Annotated in this window: 21 protein-coding genes; 13 read left to right on the top strand and 8 right to left on the bottom strand. The window is 69.8% G+C overall.

All coding sequences use genetic code 11. The features are described 5' to 3' along the window. Positions 1-75: 75 nt before the first annotated feature. On the bottom strand, positions 76-288 hold the full coding sequence (locus B0I29_RS20770; RefSeq protein WP_111650688.1) for a helix-hairpin-helix domain-containing protein: 213 nt from the start codon (positions 286-288) through the stop codon (positions 76-78). 214 nt (positions 289-502) lie between these two features. Between B0I29_RS20770 and B0I29_RS20765 the strand changes: the two genes are divergently transcribed. From B0I29_RS20765 to B0I29_RS20730, 8 genes are all read left to right on the top strand, one after another. Next, a complete protein-coding gene (locus B0I29_RS20765; protein WP_111650687.1) occupies positions 503-826 on the top strand; it encodes a hypothetical protein in 324 nt (107 codons plus the stop codon). Positions 827-912: 86 nt separating this feature from the next. Beyond that, entirely contained in the window at positions 913-1,428 is a 516-nt protein-coding gene (locus B0I29_RS20760; RefSeq protein WP_111650686.1) for a hypothetical protein, read from the top strand. 134 nt (positions 1,429-1,562) lie between these two features. Further along, positions 1,563-2,651: a hypothetical protein gene (locus B0I29_RS20755; RefSeq protein ID WP_111650685.1), complete on the top strand. Its 1,089-nt coding sequence runs from the start codon at positions 1,563-1,565 to the stop codon at positions 2,649-2,651. Positions 2,652-2,703: 52 nt separating this feature from the next. Then, entirely contained in the window at positions 2,704-3,174 is a 471-nt protein-coding gene (locus B0I29_RS20750; protein WP_111650684.1) for a SigE family RNA polymerase sigma factor, read from the top strand. After that, positions 3,171-4,172 carry a hypothetical protein gene (locus tag B0I29_RS20745; RefSeq protein WP_146616837.1) on the top strand — a complete coding sequence of 334 codons (1,002 nt, stop codon included), beginning with the start codon at positions 3,171-3,173 and terminating at the stop codon, positions 4,170-4,172. The genes B0I29_RS20750 and B0I29_RS20745 overlap by 4 nt, the downstream gene beginning before the upstream one ends. Before the next feature lie 52 nt (positions 4,173-4,224). Next, positions 4,225-4,671, top strand: a complete 447-nt coding sequence (locus B0I29_RS20740) for an SHOCT domain-containing protein (RefSeq protein WP_111650682.1) — start codon at positions 4,225-4,227, stop codon at positions 4,669-4,671. Between the two features lie 44 nt (positions 4,672-4,715). Beyond that, entirely contained in the window at positions 4,716-5,474 is a 759-nt protein-coding gene (locus tag B0I29_RS20735) for a group II truncated hemoglobin (RefSeq protein WP_111650681.1), read from the top strand. A 44-nt stretch (positions 5,475-5,518) separates the two neighbouring features. Next, positions 5,519-7,117 carry a methyl-accepting chemotaxis protein gene (locus B0I29_RS20730; RefSeq protein ID WP_181557897.1) on the top strand — a complete coding sequence of 533 codons (1,599 nt, stop codon included), beginning with the start codon at positions 5,519-5,521 and terminating at the stop codon, positions 7,115-7,117. A 42-nt stretch (positions 7,118-7,159) separates the two neighbouring features. Here B0I29_RS20730 and B0I29_RS20725 read toward each other — a convergent pair whose 3' ends face one another. Beyond that, positions 7,160-7,774, bottom strand: coding sequence for a hypothetical protein (locus B0I29_RS20725; RefSeq protein WP_181557896.1), 615 nt, complete (start codon positions 7,772-7,774; stop codon positions 7,160-7,162). Between the two features lie 209 nt (positions 7,775-7,983). Here B0I29_RS20725 and B0I29_RS20720 point away from each other — a divergent pair, with 209 nt between their 5' ends. Continuing rightward, positions 7,984-8,817: a PHP domain-containing protein gene (locus B0I29_RS20720; protein WP_111650808.1), complete on the top strand. Its 834-nt coding sequence runs from the start codon at positions 7,984-7,986 to the stop codon at positions 8,815-8,817. Positions 8,818-8,850: 33 nt separating this feature from the next. On the opposite strand, the gene B0I29_RS20715 is transcribed toward B0I29_RS20720, so the two are convergent. Beyond that, complete coding sequence (locus B0I29_RS20715; protein ID WP_146616836.1) at positions 8,851-10,065, bottom strand: PQQ-binding-like beta-propeller repeat protein; 1,215 nt, start codon at positions 10,063-10,065, stop codon at positions 8,851-8,853. Positions 10,066-10,248: 183 nt separating this feature from the next. On the opposite strand from B0I29_RS20715, the gene B0I29_RS20710 reads away from it, so the two are divergent. Further along, entirely contained in the window at positions 10,249-11,301 is a 1,053-nt protein-coding gene (locus tag B0I29_RS20710) for a glutamate-cysteine ligase family protein (protein WP_111650678.1), read from the top strand. Positions 11,302-11,947: 646 nt separating this feature from the next. On the opposite strand, the gene B0I29_RS20705 is transcribed toward B0I29_RS20710, so the two are convergent. Both B0I29_RS20705 and B0I29_RS20700 read right to left on the bottom strand, forming a co-directional pair. After that, entirely contained in the window at positions 11,948-12,829 is an 882-nt protein-coding gene (locus tag B0I29_RS20705; protein WP_111650677.1) for an LLM class flavin-dependent oxidoreductase, read from the bottom strand. Between the two features lie 567 nt (positions 12,830-13,396). Next, the gene (locus B0I29_RS20700) at positions 13,397-14,155 is read right to left on the bottom strand and encodes a nucleotidyltransferase domain-containing protein (RefSeq protein WP_111650676.1); all 759 of its coding nucleotides are present in this window, start codon (positions 14,153-14,155) and stop codon (positions 13,397-13,399) included. A 54-nt stretch (positions 14,156-14,209) separates the two neighbouring features. Here B0I29_RS20700 and B0I29_RS20695 point away from each other — a divergent pair, with 54 nt between their 5' ends. Beyond that, positions 14,210-14,614, top strand: coding sequence for a hypothetical protein (locus B0I29_RS20695; protein ID WP_146616835.1), 405 nt, complete (start codon positions 14,210-14,212; stop codon positions 14,612-14,614). Between the two features lie 57 nt (positions 14,615-14,671). Here the strand turns inward: B0I29_RS20695 and B0I29_RS20690 are convergent, their stop codons facing one another. The 3 genes from B0I29_RS20690 to B0I29_RS20680 form a co-directional block, all read right to left on the bottom strand. Then, positions 14,672-15,805: a tyrosine-protein phosphatase gene (locus B0I29_RS20690; protein ID WP_111650807.1), complete on the bottom strand. Its 1,134-nt coding sequence runs from the start codon at positions 15,803-15,805 to the stop codon at positions 14,672-14,674. 66 nt (positions 15,806-15,871) lie between these two features. Then, a complete protein-coding gene (locus tag B0I29_RS20685; RefSeq protein WP_111650674.1) occupies positions 15,872-16,093 on the bottom strand; it encodes a hypothetical protein in 222 nt (73 codons plus the stop codon). A gap of 212 nt (positions 16,094-16,305) precedes the next feature. Beyond that, positions 16,306-16,686, bottom strand: coding sequence for an STAS domain-containing protein (locus tag B0I29_RS20680; protein ID WP_111650673.1), 381 nt, complete (start codon positions 16,684-16,686; stop codon positions 16,306-16,308). A 145-nt stretch (positions 16,687-16,831) separates the two neighbouring features. Between B0I29_RS20680 and B0I29_RS20675 the strand changes: the two genes are divergently transcribed. Continuing rightward, the gene (locus tag B0I29_RS20675; RefSeq protein WP_111650672.1) at positions 16,832-17,197 is read left to right on the top strand and encodes an ArsR/SmtB family transcription factor; all 366 of its coding nucleotides are present in this window, start codon (positions 16,832-16,834) and stop codon (positions 17,195-17,197) included. Further along, positions 17,181-17,651 carry an SRPBCC family protein gene (locus B0I29_RS20670; protein ID WP_111650671.1) on the top strand — a complete coding sequence of 157 codons (471 nt, stop codon included), beginning with the start codon at positions 17,181-17,183 and terminating at the stop codon, positions 17,649-17,651. The genes B0I29_RS20675 and B0I29_RS20670 overlap by 17 nt, the downstream gene beginning before the upstream one ends. The last annotated feature ends 1 nt before the right edge of the window (position 17,652 follow it).

Below are 17,652 nucleotides of genomic sequence, written 5' to 3'. Positions count from 1 at the left end.
CTCAGCGGCCCGGTCCGGCTCCCCGCCGGTCCGGGCCCCTTCTTGGGTACGCGTAACCGCACGCGATTCCCGGCCTCAGTCGGTGAAGGTCAGGCCATGCTCGGAGAGGGCTGCGGTGAGGATTTTGATCGCCTTGGGGCCTACGCCGTGCATGGCCAGCAGGTCGCGGCGGCTGTGGGCGGAGACATGGGCCAGGGTGGTGATGCCGGCGGCCAGGAACGCGCTGGTGGCCGGGCGGCCGATCGGGGGCAGGTCGCCGATCTGGGCCGGGGCGTCGCGGGTGCTCATCCGGCCACGATAGGGCCAGGCTCGTTCGGCCTCGGCGCGTAGATGGCGGTGCCACCATCGGCGTACCCCATGAGGTCAGCAGGATGGCGGCCGGGGCAAGGAAACAGACGGCTATCAGCGTGCCCATGCGCCGGACGGTAGGCGTGGGACCGCCCGGACCGCGTCACACCAGGGTCGGACCCCCGGGTGGTACCTCAGGATTACCATGCCCGCCATGACGGGGACTTCGAGACTGCGTACGGCCGGCGGGACCTTCACCTGGGCTCTGGTGATCATGGTGATCGCGGCCTGGTTCTTCTACATGGCGGCCGGCAGCGAGACCGCCTGGATGGAGAATCTGACCGACGACGGCACCGGCACCGCGGTGGCCACCGCCGCGATCGTCGTCCCGTTTCTGCTGGTCCTGCTCGGTGTGCGGCTGTTTCTGTTCCGCTCCGCGCGGCTCGCCGTGGTGCTCGGCTGGGCGGCCAGCCTGCCGCTGTTCCTCGGGCTTTATCTTGCCGCCCGGGACGCGGTCTACTGCCTCACGTGTGGATGACATCAATTTCACCCGTTCCGATGCCGGGCACACGCGGCCTCCGGGCATGGCGATACTAAAGGGTCGTCATTTGAAGCGGAGGTCTGATGGACGAGTACAACCCCGGGGCAGCTCCTTCGGTGGCCCGGCTCCTGCTGGAGCTTCGCGGCCGGACCACCGTCGATGTGCGCACGGTCGGCCGCGCCCTGCAGGTGCGGCCACAGGGCGCCACCGGTGTCGCGGTGTACATCCATCCGGGTGGCGTCGACGTCGCCGTGGACCCTGAGCGGGCCAACGAGGTGGCGCTGTCGATGCCGGGCGCGTACGTGCGCGACCCGGACGACCCGAACACGGTCGTGACTCTGGAGGCAGACCTGATCGACGAGAACTACGACGTCCTGCTGGCGACCGCGGTGGATGCCGTGGAGCTGCGCAAGACGACGGTCAAGCCGGTCAAGGCGACGCGGGCCAAGGCCGCCGCGGCGCCGAAGGCACCAAAGGCGGCGAAGGCCACCACGACGAAGCGTGCTCCGGCGAAGGTGGAGGTGGAACGCCCCCGCTGCCCGAAATGCCGGCAGTACGAGCTGCTGGCCAGCGGCGAGTGCCCTTCCGGCTACTGCTGACAGCGCGGTCCCTTCACGGATCTTGAGCGTTTTCTGCCCTCCTGCTGAGGTCGGAAAACGCTCAAGATCCGCGAGGGGCGGGTTCATACCGCGCGGGTGATCCGCGCGAGCGGTGCAGCTGGTGTGATGGGGTGATGACGGCTACCGCGACGGCTGTGTTCCTGGCGGTGGTCGGTGCGCGTTTTCTCGTGCCGTTGCTGATTCCCCGGTTCCCGCTGCCGGCGATCGTCGCGGCGCTGGTCCTGGACGCCGTCGACCAGACCGTCTTCCAGTCGTTCGGTTTCGACCCGCCCGGTTACCAGGGTTACGACAAGGCGATGGACGTCTACTACCTGGCGATCGCCTATCTGTCGACGATGCGGAACTGGTCCAGCCGTCCGGCCGTACAGGTGGCAAGGTTTCTGTACTTCTATCGCCTGGTCGGTGTGGTGGCGTTCGAGCTGGCCGAGGCGCGCTGGCTGCTGATGGTCTTCCCGAACACGTTCGAGTACTTTTTCATCGCCTACGAGGCGTATCGGCTGTTCTGGGACCCCGCACGGGTGACATTGCGGAATTGGATCCTGGCGGCCGCCGGCATCTGGATCTTCGTGAAGCTGCCGCAGGAGTGGTGGATCCACGTCGCCCAGCTCGATTTCACCGACATGGTCGAGGACGTGCCCTGGTTCGGCCCGGCGGTCGCGGCCGGTGTGGTGCTGCTCTGCCTGGCGTACTGGTTCGCGGTCCGGCCACGGCAACCCGCTCCGGACTGGGCGTGGCACGTCGCGGCCGACCCGCTGCCGGACGGGGCGCGGACCATCGCCGACCGCACCCGCTGGACCGCCACCCACGGCCGGCTGTGGTCGACCGGCACCCTGGAGAAGGTGGCACTGGTCAGCCTGATCTGGGTCATCTACGCCCAGGTGCTGCCCAGCGCCACGTTCAGCAACACCCAGCGGATTCTGGTCACCACCGCGTTCGTGGTGGTGAACGCCGCGATCAGCCTCTGGTCGGCCCGCGCGGCCCGCAGCGTGGAGAGCGCACTGGCCGGGTTCGGCGCCCGCGCCCTGCTCAACGTCGCCCTGGTCTGGCTCGCCGACTGGCTGCTCCCGCGCGGCGGCGGTGACCTCGACCCGGGCGTCGCCCTCTTCTTCATCCTGCTGCTGAGCCTGATCACGCTGCTCGACGACCGATACCGCCCGGTCTACGAGATCCGCTTCCGCACCCTCGCCAATACTTCCCGCTGACGCCGCACAACACATCGAGGTTCGTCCGCGTCAGACACGGTGGAGGCGATGGATGGAATTCGAGGAGTTCGCGACAGCCCGGCTGCCGGCGCTGTCGCGATACGCGGTCCTGCTCTGCGGTGACCGGGAACAAGCACGCGACATGGTCCAGGAGGTGCTCGCCCGGGCCTTCCTGAAATGGCGCCGGATAGCGACGGCCGACGATCCCTATGCCTATGTGCGGCGGATGCTGACCAACGAGTACCTGTCCTGGCTACGCCGGCGGCGACTACCGACAGTACCGGTCGACCACGACACGCTGCCCGCGCCGCAACCCCCGGACAGCAGCGATGAGCTGTGGAAACTGCTCGGCAGCCTGCCTCGCCAGCAACGCGCGGTGATCGTCCTGCGCTACTACGAAGGGCTCACCGACCAACAGATAGCGGACGTGCTGGGCTGCCGGTCCGGAACCGTGCGCGGGTACGCCAGCCGGGCGCTGTCCGCCCTGCGCATCGAGCTCACCGAGGTTGAGGTGCTGTCATGACGACCGTTTCTGATCTGCGCCGCGCCCTGGACGACCACTCCGCCGACGCGATAGTGGATTTCGCCGTGGTCGCGGGGGCACGATCGCGAGGGTTGCGCTTGCGGCGCCGCCGCCGGCTTCTTTCCGTGGGTACGGCCGGAGCGCTGGCCCTTGCCGCCGGACTCCTGCCTGTCCTGCCGGTGCTGCGGGACCGGTCGGCGCCGCCTGTCGTGGTGGGTCCGGCTGTCGTCGCGAGCCCGGCGTACCGCACGCCGGCCCAGCTCGGCATCACCGTGATCGACGGCTCCGACTATGTGATCACCGAATTCACCGCCCAGGCCGGGCAGCAGACCGCGGAGATCCGGCACAAGGCGACCGCGACGACCGCCGAGGAGAGCGCCCGGTCGGTCAACAACGGCGCCGACCTGGTCGTCTACGATCCCGGCCTGTTCGACCCGTCCGCGCTGCTCCAGGGCAAACAGGGCGTCCTGCCCGGCCGGCCGGTGATGTACAGCCTGGCTGACCCGCCGATGGTCGGCTGGCAGGAGCCGTCCGGCGCCTGGGCGGTGGCCACCGGGCCCCGCGGCGCGCTGAAGCAGGTGCTCAGGGTCGCGGCCGACGTCCAGATGACGACGCCGTCGGTGCCACCGATGCCGTTCCGGTTCGGCTGGGTCCCGGGCGGACTGACCCTCGACCGCGCCTCGACGCGATGGGCGTCGGCGCAGGTCGGCTTCGGTAACGCGCTGACGGTTTCGGCGCAACAGTCCGATGACCCGGCCGGGGTGATCTCGGGGAAGACGTTGCCGTCGCCGGTGACGATCGCCGGCCATCAGACGTGGTACTTCGCAGATGCGGACGACAATCCCGGCGGCACCCTGATGGTTGCTGCCGGTGACTGCCTGGTGCAGCTCGCGGCCCGCGACCGGTCCACGGTTCCCCTCGCTGACGTGCGGCGCATGGTCGAGGCCATGGAGTTCGCCACGTGTGCCGACCCTGCCACCTGGGGGCCGCCTCTCTGAGCATGCCGGGGCAGCGGGTGGGCTTTGGGCGTACCCAACTAGGGTTTGATTTATGGGGTTGTTCTCCGAAAAGGGTGACGCGCGGGCGCGGGCCGAGCGGGCCGGAATCGATGTGATCGGTGCGCTGGCTGTCGGGCACATGGTGGACGGTGGGGCGAGCGTCTATCTGCTGGTGTTCCCGGATCGGCTGGAGCTGGTGAGCACCGGGCAGATGGGGTTTCGCACCGGGGCCGGGCGGTCGGTGATCGCGCTCGGCGACGTCTCCGGTGCGGCTGTGCGTGACGGGCTTTTTCGCGGGATTCTGCTGATCGCGGTGGGTGGGAACACTGTCGAATTCAGCACCGGCAAGGCCGCCGCCGGGCATCTGTGCCGGGTCATCGAGGAGCGGCTGGCCGCTGGTCCGGTGGAGAACCCGCTGCTGCGCAACCTGGCCGAGCTGCACGCGGCGGGGCTGCTCACCGACGCGGAGTACGAGGCGAAGCGGGCCGGATTGCTCTGATTACATGCTTACATCATTACGGGCCTTGGTTCTATGGTGGACGCATGACGGTCGAATACATCCGGTATCGGATCTCCGGGGACACCGAGTCATTCGAGCAGGCCTATGCCCGCGCGGCCCGGTTCCTCGCCCGGGCGCCGCAGTGCGTCGACTACGAGTTGAGCCGCTGCGCCGAGGAGCCGTCCGCCTACGTTCTGCGCATCACCTGGACGTCGGCGGACGACCATCTGAAGGGATTTCGCGGCGGTGACCTGTTCCCCGGGTTCCTGGCCGAGATCCGTGGCTACATCGAGGCCATCGAGGAGATGCGCCATTACGAGCCCACTTCGGTACGCGGCGCCGGGGCCGCCGTGCCGACGCTGTACGACTGGGGCGGCGGCGCGGAGGCGTTCGAGCGGCTGACCGAGCGGTTCTACGAGAAAGTGGTGGCCGACGACCTCATCGGGCCGCTGTTCGCGCACATGGACTCGGCACACCCCCGGTTCGTCGCGATGTGGCTCGGCGAGGTGTTCGGCGGGCCGGCGCGCTATACCGAGGAGCGCGGCGGTTACGCGCACATGCTCGGCCACCACCTCGGCAAGGCGATCACCGAACCGCAGCGGCGGCGCTGGGTGAGCCTGCTGGCCGACGCGGCCGACGACGTCGGGCTGCCGGACGATCCCGAGTTCCGGTCGGCGTTCATGGGTTACCTCGAGTGGGGCACCAGGCTGGCCGTGGCCAACTCGCAGCCCGGCGCGACGCCGCCCGGGCAGGCACCGGTGCCGCACTGGGGATGGGGTGTGGCGCCGCCGTACCTCGGATGAGATTCGGGGCTCAGTTCCCCGAGGGGCCAGACGATAGGAAAGTCGTGGCTCAGCGTCCCGGTCTGGTCGGAAACCTCAGCGTCCGCACCAATCTCGCCCTGCTCGTCGCTCTCACCGGCATCGTCGCCATCCTGGTGGGCACGATCAGCCTGGTCCGGATGTCGCAGGTCGCCGACAGCGGCCGCAACATCTACACCGAGGCGTTGCTGCCCTCCAAGGAGGTGGCGACGATCCGGGAGCAGGTGTGGGTCTACCGGTTCGAGATCCTCTCCTCGGCGACGGCCACCCTGGCCACGTTGCGTACCGAGTCGCAGGAGCGGGCCGAAACCGCGCAGGCCGCGATCGAGGCCGCCGTCGGCTCGTACAGCGGCCGTGACCTCGACAGCGAGCAGCGCACCGCGATCGATGCGTTCAGCACCGCGTGGACCGAGTACGGCGAACTGCGGGAGAAGGCCGGCGAACTCCAGGCCGCCGGCGACCTCACCGGCTTCGACGAGATCCGGGCGACCGAGATCCCGGCGAAGGTCACCGAGGCGCTCTCCAGCCTGGAAGCTCTCGACGATGCCGGTGACACGGTCGCCACCGCGGCGCTGAGCGAGGCCGACAGCGAATACTCGTCCGCCCGCGTCATGATCATCGCCGTGCTGGTGGCCGGCCTGCTCGTCGCGGCCGCGCTCGCCTTCCTGATCGCCAACAGCGTGATCCGGCCACTGCGGCAGTTCCGCGACGTGCTGCACGCCGTCGCCGACGGCGACCTCACCCGCCGTGCCGAGATCAACAACCGGAACGAGTTCGGTGACATGAGCTCGGCGCTCAACCAGGCCACCGAGCAGATGCGTACGGCCGTCGGCACCCTCGCCGCCAGTGGAAACGCTCTGGCCGGCCGGGCCGGTGAACTCCAGGTCGCGTCGCGCAGCCTGGCCGGTGGCGCCGACCGCACCTCCGGCGAGGTCAACCACATCGGCGGGGCGGTCACCGAGGTCAACTCCCGGGTCGGCGCGGTCGCCACCGGCGCCGAGGAGATGGGCGCCGCGATCCGCGAGATCGCCGTGTCGGCCGCCGAGGCCGCCAGCGTCGCGCAGGAAGCCGTGATCGCGTCCAGCACCGCCGAGGATCTGATGGCGCGCCTGGGACGGTCGTCCGCCGAGATCGGCGACGTGGTCAAGGTGATCACGGCGATCGCCGAGCAGACCAACCTGCTCGCGCTGAACGCCACCATCGAGGCCGCCCGCGCCGGCGAGAGCGGCAAGGGGTTCGCCGTGGTCGCCGGCGAGGTCAAGGACCTCGCCCAGGAGACGACGAAGGCCACCGAGGACATCAGCAAGCGGGTCGCGGCCATTCAGGCGGACACCAGCACCGCTGTCGACTCGATCTCGCAGATCGGCGAGATCATCGGCCGGATCAACGAGTTCCAGACGACGATCGCGTCGGCGGTCGAGGAGCAGAGTGCGGTAACGAGTGGGATGGCGTCCGACCTGAGCGCGGCGGCGGACGGTGCCAACCAGATCGGCGACGGCATCAGCCAGGTCGTGGATGTGGCGGAGGAGAACCGTAAGGGTGCATATGCGACCCACGAGGCGGCGGCCGAACTGACCCGGTTGTCGGATGATCTTCAGGGGTTGGTGCGGACGTTCAAGTACTGAGGGTATTGACCGCGTGCCCCCGTGGCCGCGGTCAAGTCTCCCTCAGTGCCTGGTCAGCTCCGGCTTGAAGCGCTCGCGGGCGGCCTGCCTGGACACCTCGCCGGTGTGGTCTTTCTGCTGGGGTTCCTCGTCGACGTCGCCGGCCAGCGGCGACAGCGCCGCCAGGATGATCAGGGACGCGATCGGCAGCATGTCCAGGTTCACGGTGATCGCGGCGATGCCGGCGCCGAACAGCAGCGGGCTCCACACCGGCATCCGGCGTACCGCGACCATCAGGCCGAGCAGCACCAGCATCCCGAGCGGGAAGAGCGCCGAACCGCCCGTCCGCAGGACGTCCGGAAGCGGGGCCGCCTCGCGGAATGAGTCCGACAGGTCGCCGGTGATCACCCAGAGGAAGCAGCCGATGCCGACCAGGGCGGTCGCCGCGGCGACCGAGCCGACCCGGTGCGCCCATTGCGGGACCGCCGGGCGGATCGCGACGGCGAGCACCCCGAACACCACCATGGCGGCGAAGAACGCCAGGTGCCCGGCATCCCAGGCCAGGCCGTTGCCCCGGTCTCCGTCGGCACCGTCGAAGAACCGCAGCACGCCGTAGCCGAACATGAGTGCCGGCGCGGCGATCGCGGCCCGGCGAACGGTGACGCTTTTCGATGACATGAGCTGACGGTATGGCTGAGGTCGTGTCGTGGTGCTCCGGTGCAATCCCTGTCCGTCCCCGGATTCCGCCCTCGGGGACGTGTGCCTTACCCCCTAAGGCATCCTAGGAACCTAGATTGAAGGTTTGTGTGCTGGGTGACAGCTTCGGTGCGGCCGTCTCGGATACGTTCACTTCGCCGGACGAATCGGAAAAGGAACAGGCGACACCCATGACGCTTCCCGCGGACAGTCACGTGCACAGTGAGTTCTCCTGGGACGCCCCTCGGGGCGCGATGGAGAAGACCTGCGCCCGCGCCGCCGAACTCGGCCTGCCGGTGATCGCGTTCACCGAGCACCTCGACCACACCGCGTGGCCGGCGCCGACCGACGGGCCGTACGCGAACCTCAGCGAATCGGCCGGCCCGGACGGCCTGGTCACTCCCCCGCCGTTCGACGTCGACGGATATCTCGCGACGATCGAACGCTGCCGGGACCTCTTCCCCGCGCTGCGCATCCTCACCGGGCTGGAACTCGGCGAACCGCACTGGCACGCGGACGCGATCGCCAAGGTCCTCGCGGCCGGCCCGTTCCAGCGGGTGATCGGCTCGCTGCACTGCCTGCCGCACAACGGCGGGTACGCGGAACCGTTCGGCATCTACCCGGACCGGCCCGCCGCCGAGGTGGTCCGCGATTACCTCCTGGAGATCCCGAACGTGGTCGCCGGCAGCGACGTGTTCGAGATCCTGACGCACATCGACTACCCGATCCGGCACTGGCCCGGGCCGGAGACGTTCGACCCGCGCGACTTCGAGGAGGAGTTCCGGCACGCGCTGCGCGCCACTGCCGAGGCCGGCCGGGCGCTGGAGATCAACACGCGGCTCGGCTTCGACCGGTTGATCGTGACGTGGTGGCATGAGGAGGGCGGGGACGCGGTCAGTTTCGGCAGCGACGCGCACTATCCGGAGGCGGTGGCGCACGGGTTGCGCGAGGCGGCGGACATGGCGGAGGCGTGCGGATTCCGGCCGGGTGACAGTCCTTTTGAGCTGTGGGGCCGGGTCGGTTAGCAGGCGGTTTGGGGCCGGGTCGGCTGGCAGGCGTTATGGTGCTGGGTCGATCAATAGGCCGAAATATCCGGCGCGGGTGGCCACTACGGCGTATCCGTCGGCGATGGCGCCGACCGCGGTCCACGCCGGTTCGGGCGGCACGCCGTCCGCGCCGCAGGCGGAGGCCAGGTCGGCGGTGAAGCACCAGGACGCGCCGGCGGGAGTTGTGCGTTCGCCGGTGGTCAGGGAGATCGCGACACCACGGATGACGATCGTCGCGCCTGTTTCCGCACTCCCGCCGACTGCTACCGGACCGCGCAGCGGCACCGACCAGCTGGCATTGCCGGTGAGCGGGTCGAAGGCCTCGATGCGGCCGTCGCGGCAGCGGATCACGGCCGTGTGCAGCGGGATTCCGCAGCCGGTCAGGACGCCGGGAAGCGCCCACAGCTGTGTTCCGTTCCGGGCGTCCAGGCCGATGCTGCCGCCGGCGGTCTCCCCGACCCAGACACCAGCCGGTCCAGCCGGCGCAGCTGATCCAGCCGGCGCAGCTGATCCAGCCGGACTCGGGGAACCGGCCGCACCGGCCGGACTGGCTGGTGCGGAGGGCTGCGCGGCCTCACCCGGAACCGCCACGCTCTCCGCCGGGACGAGGGTCCACCGCGTCGCCCCGGGATCCGGGCGGCGCCACAGGACCACGCCGTCGTGGGCCAGCCCCACTTCGTTACCGATTTTGATCAGGCCCTCGCCGGTCACCCCGTCGCCCGACGGGATGAAGGCGCCGCTGGCCAGGTCGAGGCGGTAGCCGTGCGCCGGCTCATCCTCGGCCGGCGCCGCCGACACGCACACGGCCCGGCCCGTGAAACAGCTCTGCGGCACACCCGAAAAGATCATCGCCGGGCTGCGCTGCATCTGCGTTCCGGTCAGTGGATCGGCGACGACGACGCTCGCGTATCCGGCGCCGAACGCCTCCTGCGGCTCCAGATAGACCGCCCACTCGCCGACTCGCACCGGGATGCCGGGAACCGCTTCGGACTCCCACAGCACCGAACCGTCCTCCGGCGCCCGGCCCTGGATGTTGATCTGGGGGCCACTCCGGGCGTACCCAAGAATGGCCGAACCGATCGCGACCGGCTGACCGAGAGGTTCGACGCCGCTCACCGCCCACTGGCCCCGCGCCTGCGCTGCGCTGGCCATATTCACGGCCGCAAGATCCGCGACGCAGGTGAGGGTCACGGCCGCGAGCGCGGCGATTGCCAGTCTCGGTGCCATCAGACCTCCCGGGTACGCGTAAACAGGCTGGCCCGCAAGGGCCGCGAACCAGTATGCAAGCCGCATACCGGTCATCCCAGCATTTGCGCGGCGTTGTCCAGCTACAGAGATCCGCTATTCCTATCAGCCAGATAGGAATGCTATGCTCGCCGCTCGTGGAAAACCCCTGGGGAGTGAGGCACCGTGACCGCCCTGACCGAACAGTCAGCCGCCGATCTCATCGCCGCCGGGGCCTTCTCGCCCGGACTGCCCGGGTTCGTCGGGATTGCCGTCGATCTGCTCCTCGACCCGGCCTCCGCACCGACCGGACGCCGGCCGCTGCGGCACGGTTTCCTCGACGCCCGCTCGCCGCGCGTCATGGTGGTCAGCGGGCCGCCGTCGCCCGGCCTCGACGTGGCGCTACGCCGGATGACCGACGACCTGGCGGCGTCCACCCGCCTCGTCGAGCAGCACCGGCTGACCGTTGTTGATCAGGCTACCGACACCGTTCACCCGGACGGGCCGGAGCACGCGCTCGGCACCGCCACGGCCGGCATCCGGATCGGCCTGGAAGCCGGGCTCGACGGTGGCGGCGCGCTCGGCCTGCGGCACCGGTGGGCCCTGGCCCACACGCTCGCGCCGGTGCTCGCGGCCGCTTTCGCGAACGCGCCGCTGCGGCACGGCCGCCCGACCGGCTGGCGCAGCGTGCGCCAGGCTCTGCGCCGCGACCTTCCGGTCGGCCCGCCGGCCGGGGAGGCACGGGAGTCCTGGGCCGGGTACGTCATGGATGCGCGTACCGCCTCCGGCCGCAGCCTGCGCGAGGCGATCCGGGCCGGCGCCCGGCTGACCGAGAACGATCTGCAGCGGCACCTGGCCGCCCTGCGCCCGCCGGTGGCCGCGCGTGGCCACCTGGAGCTCGACGTGGCCGACCGCCAGCCCGGCCGGGACTGGCGCCTGCCGGCCACACTGGCCGCGGTGCTGCTCGACGACCCGCGCGCGTCCGAGGAGGCGTGGCAGGCCACCGCGCACCTGGTCGACGAACCGCGTCTGTGGGAGCGGGCCGGGCGCGACGCCCTGACCGATTCTGTTCTGGCAGCGGCGGCGCGGGACTGCTTCGTGGCGGCCTACGCGGCGCTGGCACGGCAGGGCGCCGAGCGCGAACTGCGCGACGCGATCGCCGACTTCACCGACAAGTACGTGCACCGCGGCCGATGCCCCGCCGACGACGTCCTCGACCAGGTCGCCGCCCGCTCCTGATCCCGCCGGTAAGCCCGCACCGGCCCGCATCGCATCGCGTGGCATGGCATCGCGTCGCGTGGCGTGGCGTCGCATCGCGTGGCGTGGCGTCGCGTGGCGTCGCGTGGCGTGGCGTGGCGTGGCGTGGCGTCGCGTGGCGTGGCGTGGCGTGGCGTGGCGGGAGATCTTGATGCCGTAGGCGAGCCGTAGCTCAGGTATGTCATCGGCCTCTGATGAGGTGTCTGAGCTACGGCCGAGCGGGCTGCGCCGTAGCTCAGACATGTCATCGCCGGCTGATTACCGCTCTGAGCTACGGCTCGCCGCCGCGGCTGGCCGATCTTGTGCGGTTCGGCCGTCCGAGCGACCGCAAACTCACAAGATCTCGGGAGACCACCGGATCTTGAGCGATCCTGCACCTTTGACTGTTGAAAATCGCTCAAGATCTGTGGCCGGCCGAGCCCGGCCCGGCCGCCGGCCAGCGCTGGTGGTCAGGCTCCGGCCGGCCGGCGCTGGCGTCAGACCCCGGCCGGCGCTGGGGTCAGGCTCCGGCCAGCACTTGGCGTCAGACCCCGGCTGGCGCTGGGGTCAGGCTCCGGCTGCGCTGGCGGTCAGGCTCGGGCTGGCGTTGGCGCTGGCGCTGGCGGTCAGGGTCGGGCTGGCGCTGGGGTCAGGGGCGGATCAGGTTCAGGATTGTGTCCATTGCCTTGAACTTCGCGGCGTCCTTGCCTAGCAGGCCGTCTGGGATGATCAGTTCGTCGACGCCGGCCTTCTCATAAGCCGCGATGTCAGCCGTCAGCTGCTTTACCGAGCCGCCGATCACCGGCATCGACACGCCGTCCGGCACCGGGCCGTCTACCACGGTCAGTGCCTGCGCGGTGCGGACGATCGACTTCGGGTCGCGGCCTGCGTCGGCGCAGTGCCGGTCGAGGACGCCGGACTTGTGGGCGATCAGGTCCGGGCGGCCCCAGGTGTTCCACATGTCGGCGTGTTCGGCGACGACCCGGAGCATCCGCTGTTCGCCCTTCGCCCCGATCATGATGGGCAGCGGGTCCTGCACCGGTTTCGGCTCGCAGACCGCGTCGGTGAGCTGGTAGAACTCGCCGTTCACGGTGGTTCGCTCGGACCGGAGCAGGCCCTTGAGCACCAACAATGCCTCGACGAAACGGTCGATGCGGCGGCCGATCGGCGGGAGCTCGATCCCGTACTGTTCGTGCTCGTTGATCTGCCACCCGGCGCCCACGCCGAGGGTGAAGCGGCCACGCGTGATGTGGTCGACGGTCGCGGCCATGTTGGCGAGCACGGCCGGGTGACGGTACATGTTGCCGTACACCAGGGTGCCGATCCGCACCCGCGGGACGGCCGCGCCGAGCGCTGCCACCAGGGAGCCTGCCTCCAGGACCGGGTGCAGCGGGTCGGTGCCGGTGCCGTCGTTCGGCATGAAGTGATCGGCGATCCAGACGCCGTCCCAGCCGGTCTCAGCCGCGTGCCGGGCCGTTTCGAGCACGTCGCCGTAGGGTTGCCCGGCCCCGGGCCAGATCGAGATACGCATGACGATCACCCTGCCACGGAGTGCGATCCGGGCGGTGGCTCGGGGCCCGTCCGCCCGGTGACGCATCCCGGGTGGCGCGCGCACGCGGATCTAGTGCGGTTGCGGCGGGCGGAGTGGCTCAACCTCACAAGATCTGGGCGAGCAATCGCGGCGCAGGCACCGGCCACGGCGGATCTTGTGAGCCTGTGGCTAGCCGGGCGGCACAAACTCACAAGATCTGGGCGAGCAGTCGCGGCGCAGGCACCGGCCACCGGCCCACGGAGATCTTGTGAGCCTGCGGCTAGCCGGACGGCACAAACTCACAAGATCTGGGCGGGTGAGCGGGTTCCGGCGCAGCGCGATGTCCAGCGCGGCACGGCATGGCCGGCACGGCACGGCATGGCCGGCACGGCACGGCATGGCCGGCACGGCACGGCATGGCCGGCACGGCACACGGCATGGCCGGCACGGCACGGCATGGCCGGCACGGCGGCGGGGGCGGCCTGGCAGATCTAGTGGGGTGGCGGGGCGAGGGTGGGGTGGGGGCACAAGAGCTGGCGCGGGTGGTTTGGGATGTCGGGCGGTTGCCTACGGCCGGGGCTGGGGCTGGGGCCGGGGTGATGGTGGGTGCGCGCGGGCCGCCTTGACGGTTTGGCGGGCGTCGCGCCAGGACTGCCAGGCGGTTCGGAGTCGTGGTGACCGGGTGGAAGAGCCGGATCGGCGGGCTCGGAGCTGGGCTTTCAGCCAGGGTGGGGCCGCCGACTGCTCGATCGCTCGGCTCTTGGTGAGCAGGTCGCCTGTGGACAGGGCATGGCGGCCGCGGGCCATCGAGGTCAGGCCCAGGTCGGCGATCACCGGGTCGAGCCAGATCCAGGGCCGGCGGGCGGCCCAGGACCAGTAACCGGTCAGTTCGGCGTGGGCTGCTACGCGTACATCATGATGGGTGAAAGCGGGCAGCAGGTCGCCTGGCTCGCGACCGTGCACGGCGAAGCCGTGGCGCACGAGCTCAGCGCGAGTGATCCCGGAGAGAATGCGCTGCACAAGCTGGCCGTGCGTCCAGGTCGGGTGGGTGGCCGCGGGGTCGGCGAGCTGGGACTCGGGCACGTAGACGCAGCCCAGCTGGAGACCGGAGGCCGGGCCCGCGTCCAGGCGCCGGTGCAGATCGATCAGGAGCTTCTGACGTTCGGGGGTGACCGGGCCGTCGGTGATCGCTACCAGGTCGAGGTCGCTGACGCCCGGACGGTAGTCGCCGGTGGCGAGGGAGCCGGCGACCAGCAGGTCGGTCGCCCAGCCCAGGTTGGTCAGCTCGGTGGAGAAGAGATCTACGGCATGCGGCCGGGCGTTCATGGCCGCAGTTTATGGGCAGGCCCCGGCGGCCGCGCTTCGATAGACTCCCGCCTCGTGAAATTGAAGCCTATCCACATCGCCGTGGCGGCGATGCTCGCGTTCACGCTGGCGGCGGTCGCGCCCGCCTCGCCGGCTCAGGCCTATCCGGACACCTGTGACTACGTCTACTGGCGGCCCAACGGGGAAGGAAAACTCACCTTCTTCAAGAGCTACAACGTCAAGGAAGCCCCGCTCGGCGCGTGCGACAAGGTCGCCTCCGTCTCGGCGGGCACCGACTTCTACATCTGGTGCATCTACTACAACATGTACGGCAACATGTGGTTCTACGGCCGGATCGCCGGGACGCAGACCAAGGGATGGGCGCACCGGGACGCGTTCGGGCCGAAGATCGAGCTCGGTGACCGGGACGACGACGACAACCAGGACGGCATCACGAAGCTGGAGTACTGCGGCTTCTAGGCGCAAAGCGGGCGCCTCTTCGCGCGTACTGAAGAGGCGCCCGGAAGCGGGGCTGGGTCAGCCCACCAGGAGCTGGGCGCGCAGGGCGCGGAGGTCCTTCGGGGTGAGGCCGAGGCCCTGGCGGAGGTAGTTGTCGAAGGTGCCGTACGTGACGGTGACCTCATCGAACCCGGACTGGAGGTAGGACTCGCGAACGTCGAGGACGGCCTTGTATCCCGGGCGGATGGCCGCCGGGACCGCGGCGAGGGTGGCGGCGTTGGAGGCGGCCAGGTTGACGTTGCTGAGCAGGTAGTCCTCCAGGACCGTGGCCTTCGGGACACCAAGCGCGGTGAGCAGGGCGGCGCTGGCCCAGCCGGTGCGGTCCTTGCCGGCGGTGCAGTGGTAGACGACGTTCGCGGCCTTCGGGTCGGCGACCGTGGTGAAGAACGTCGTGTACGCGGCGCGGCCCGAGTCCGAGGAGACGAACGCCTTCTCGCCGGCCTCCATCATCGCGACGCCGCCGGCCTCGGTGGTGAGGTCGATGCCGCCGGTGCCGACGCCTGAAGTGCCGATCACGTTGGCGTGGATGTACGTCACGCCGGCCGGGATCCTGTCGGGCGAGGCGGTGATCTCGGAGTCGGTACGGAAGTCGATGTCGGTGCGGATGCCGAGACGCTTCAGCTTGGCCACGTCGGCGTCGGTGAGCTTGCCGAGGTCGTTGGCGCGGTACAGCACGCCCATCCGTACCCACTGGCCGCCGGCGGTGCGGTAACCGCCCGCGTCGCGGAAGTTCGGGGCCGAGGCGAGGTGCAGCGAACGGTCGGCGACGGTCAGCGACTCGCCGCGGTCCGGCACCAGCTCGAACCACCAGCGGTCCGCGGCGGCGAGGCCGGTGACCGTGACGGTGGCCTTCGCGGAGCCCTTGGCGACGGCGCGCTTGTACGAGATCCGGTTCTGGTCGGTGCCGGCGTACACGCTCACCGAGCGGGCGCCGGTGGCGGCCCAGGTGATGGTGAACGAGCCGTCGGCGTTCTGGGTCACCGTGGCCGCGGTGAACGGGATCTGGTGGCGGGTGGCCGGCTGGTGAACACCGTGGCCGTCCCCGTGCCTACCACCGGCGACGGCGGGGCTGATGCCGGCCGCGAGGCCGCTGCTGAGGGCGATGGCGCAGGCGGCACAGGTGGCGGCGAGGCGCTTGTTGATCAACTTCACGCGGTATTGGTACGCGGCCAGGCCGAACAACGGGCAACGGCGAGGCCATCGCGAAGTAAACAATGTTTACCTGACTGGCGCAGCCTCGGCGGGACGGGCGGATTCGCGGTCCGCGTCGGTGACCACCTGGGTGGCCAGGGTGGCGAAGCGTTCGGCGGCGGCTATCGCTGCCAGGGCCGTACTGCGGCGCTCGCCGGGCTGGACCCGGCGATTGGCGGCGAGGTCGCCGCGGAGCAGCAGCAATGAGGAGACGCAGTCGTCGAACAGCGTCAGCATCTGGTCGTGCACGGACCGTTCTCCCCGATCGGATTGAGCGGGCCGCCGCGCGGGTGGCGGCGGCCCCTGTCCCACTACTTCTTCTTCTTTTTCTTGTCTTTCTTGTCCTTGTCCTTCTTGTCCTTCTTCGACTTCTTGGCCATGGCGGTTCCCCCCTCCCAGCACAGGCTTACGAGCGAAATCGATCGTAGGCCCGGGGCGGTCACCCGCTGTTGGGAATGGGTTTACCCGCGGTTATCCGGGGTAGCGGCCGGTACGCTCTCGACGAGGGCGATCAGCGAGTCGAACATGTCGTCGACCGCGGGCTCGCAGAGGCCGGTCAGGGCGAGCGCCTGCCGGACCGGTCCGTGGGCGTTGACCACTTCGTAACCGGTGCCGCTGCGCAGCGCGCGGGTGTAACCGACGAGCAGCACCTCGATGCATTCACTGCCGATCGAGGAGACCTCGGCCATGTCGACGACGACGCTGCCCCGGCCGGCGCGGTCGCAGGCCTTGCGCAGCGAGCGGCGCAGCTCGGGGTGAGCCGCACGGCCGAACTCGCCGGCCAGGTGCAGGCGCACGGCGGACCGGTCGTCGCGGCGGATCACACAACGCACTTCTTCCATGGGTTCGGTCTATCGGGCAGACGTGTACGGATCCCGAACACAAGATTGCCGATCCGGCCTGAGCTGCGCTTTCAACTTTTTAGTTGACAGGTGACCGGGGACACGTCTAGGTTCGCTTTAAACCAGCGAGTTGAAAGAAGGATCGATGCCGGCGGACACGTTGACCCGCGTCTTCTCCGCACTCGCCGACCCGACACGCCGCGACATGGTGGCCCGGCTCTCCGGCGGCGACGCCACGGTGAACCAGCTGGCCGAGCCGTACCGGATGTCGCTGCAGGCGGTCTACAAGCACCTCAAGGTGCTGGAGGACGCCGGGGTGGTGAGCCGGCCGCCGGGACCGCAACCCCGGATGGTGCGCCTGGAGACGGAGGTGTTCGACGAGATGGACGCCTGGATCGAGCAGTACCGGCGACGGGCCGAGGAGCGTTACAGCCGCCTCGACGCCCTGCTGGCAGAGACGAAGACAGCACAGACCGACGAGAGTGAGGACAGCAATGACCGCGAAGATTGAGGCTGACGACAAGCTTCCGATCATCCGCATCACGCGCGACTTCGACGCGACGCCGGAGCAGCTGTTCCGCGCGCACACCGACCCGGAGCTCTTCGCGCAGTGGAACGGCCCCGACTCGATCAGCACGAAGATCGATTACTGGGACGCGCGGACCGGCGGCAGCTGGCGGTACGTGGGCACCCGGGGCACCGACGAGTTCGCCTTCCACGGCAGCTTCCACGAGGTGCGACCGGATCTGATCGTGCAGACCTTCACCTGGGAGGGCCAGCCGGACGGCGTCTCCCTGGAGACGCTGCGGTTCGAGGACCTGGGCAACGGCCGGACCCGGCTGCACGCGCAGTCGCTGGTCGACAGCTTCGAGGGCCGCGACGCCTGGTTGCAGAGCGGCATGGAGGTCGGCGTCAACGAGGGATACGCACGACTGGAGCAGCTGGCGAGAGACGGCAAGCTGTAAC

Source organism: Actinoplanes lutulentus, assembly GCF_003259845.1.
GTDB lineage: Bacteria > Actinomycetota > Actinomycetes > Mycobacteriales > Micromonosporaceae > Actinoplanes > Actinoplanes lutulentus.
This window is presented reverse-complemented; position numbering and strand designations above follow the sequence as displayed.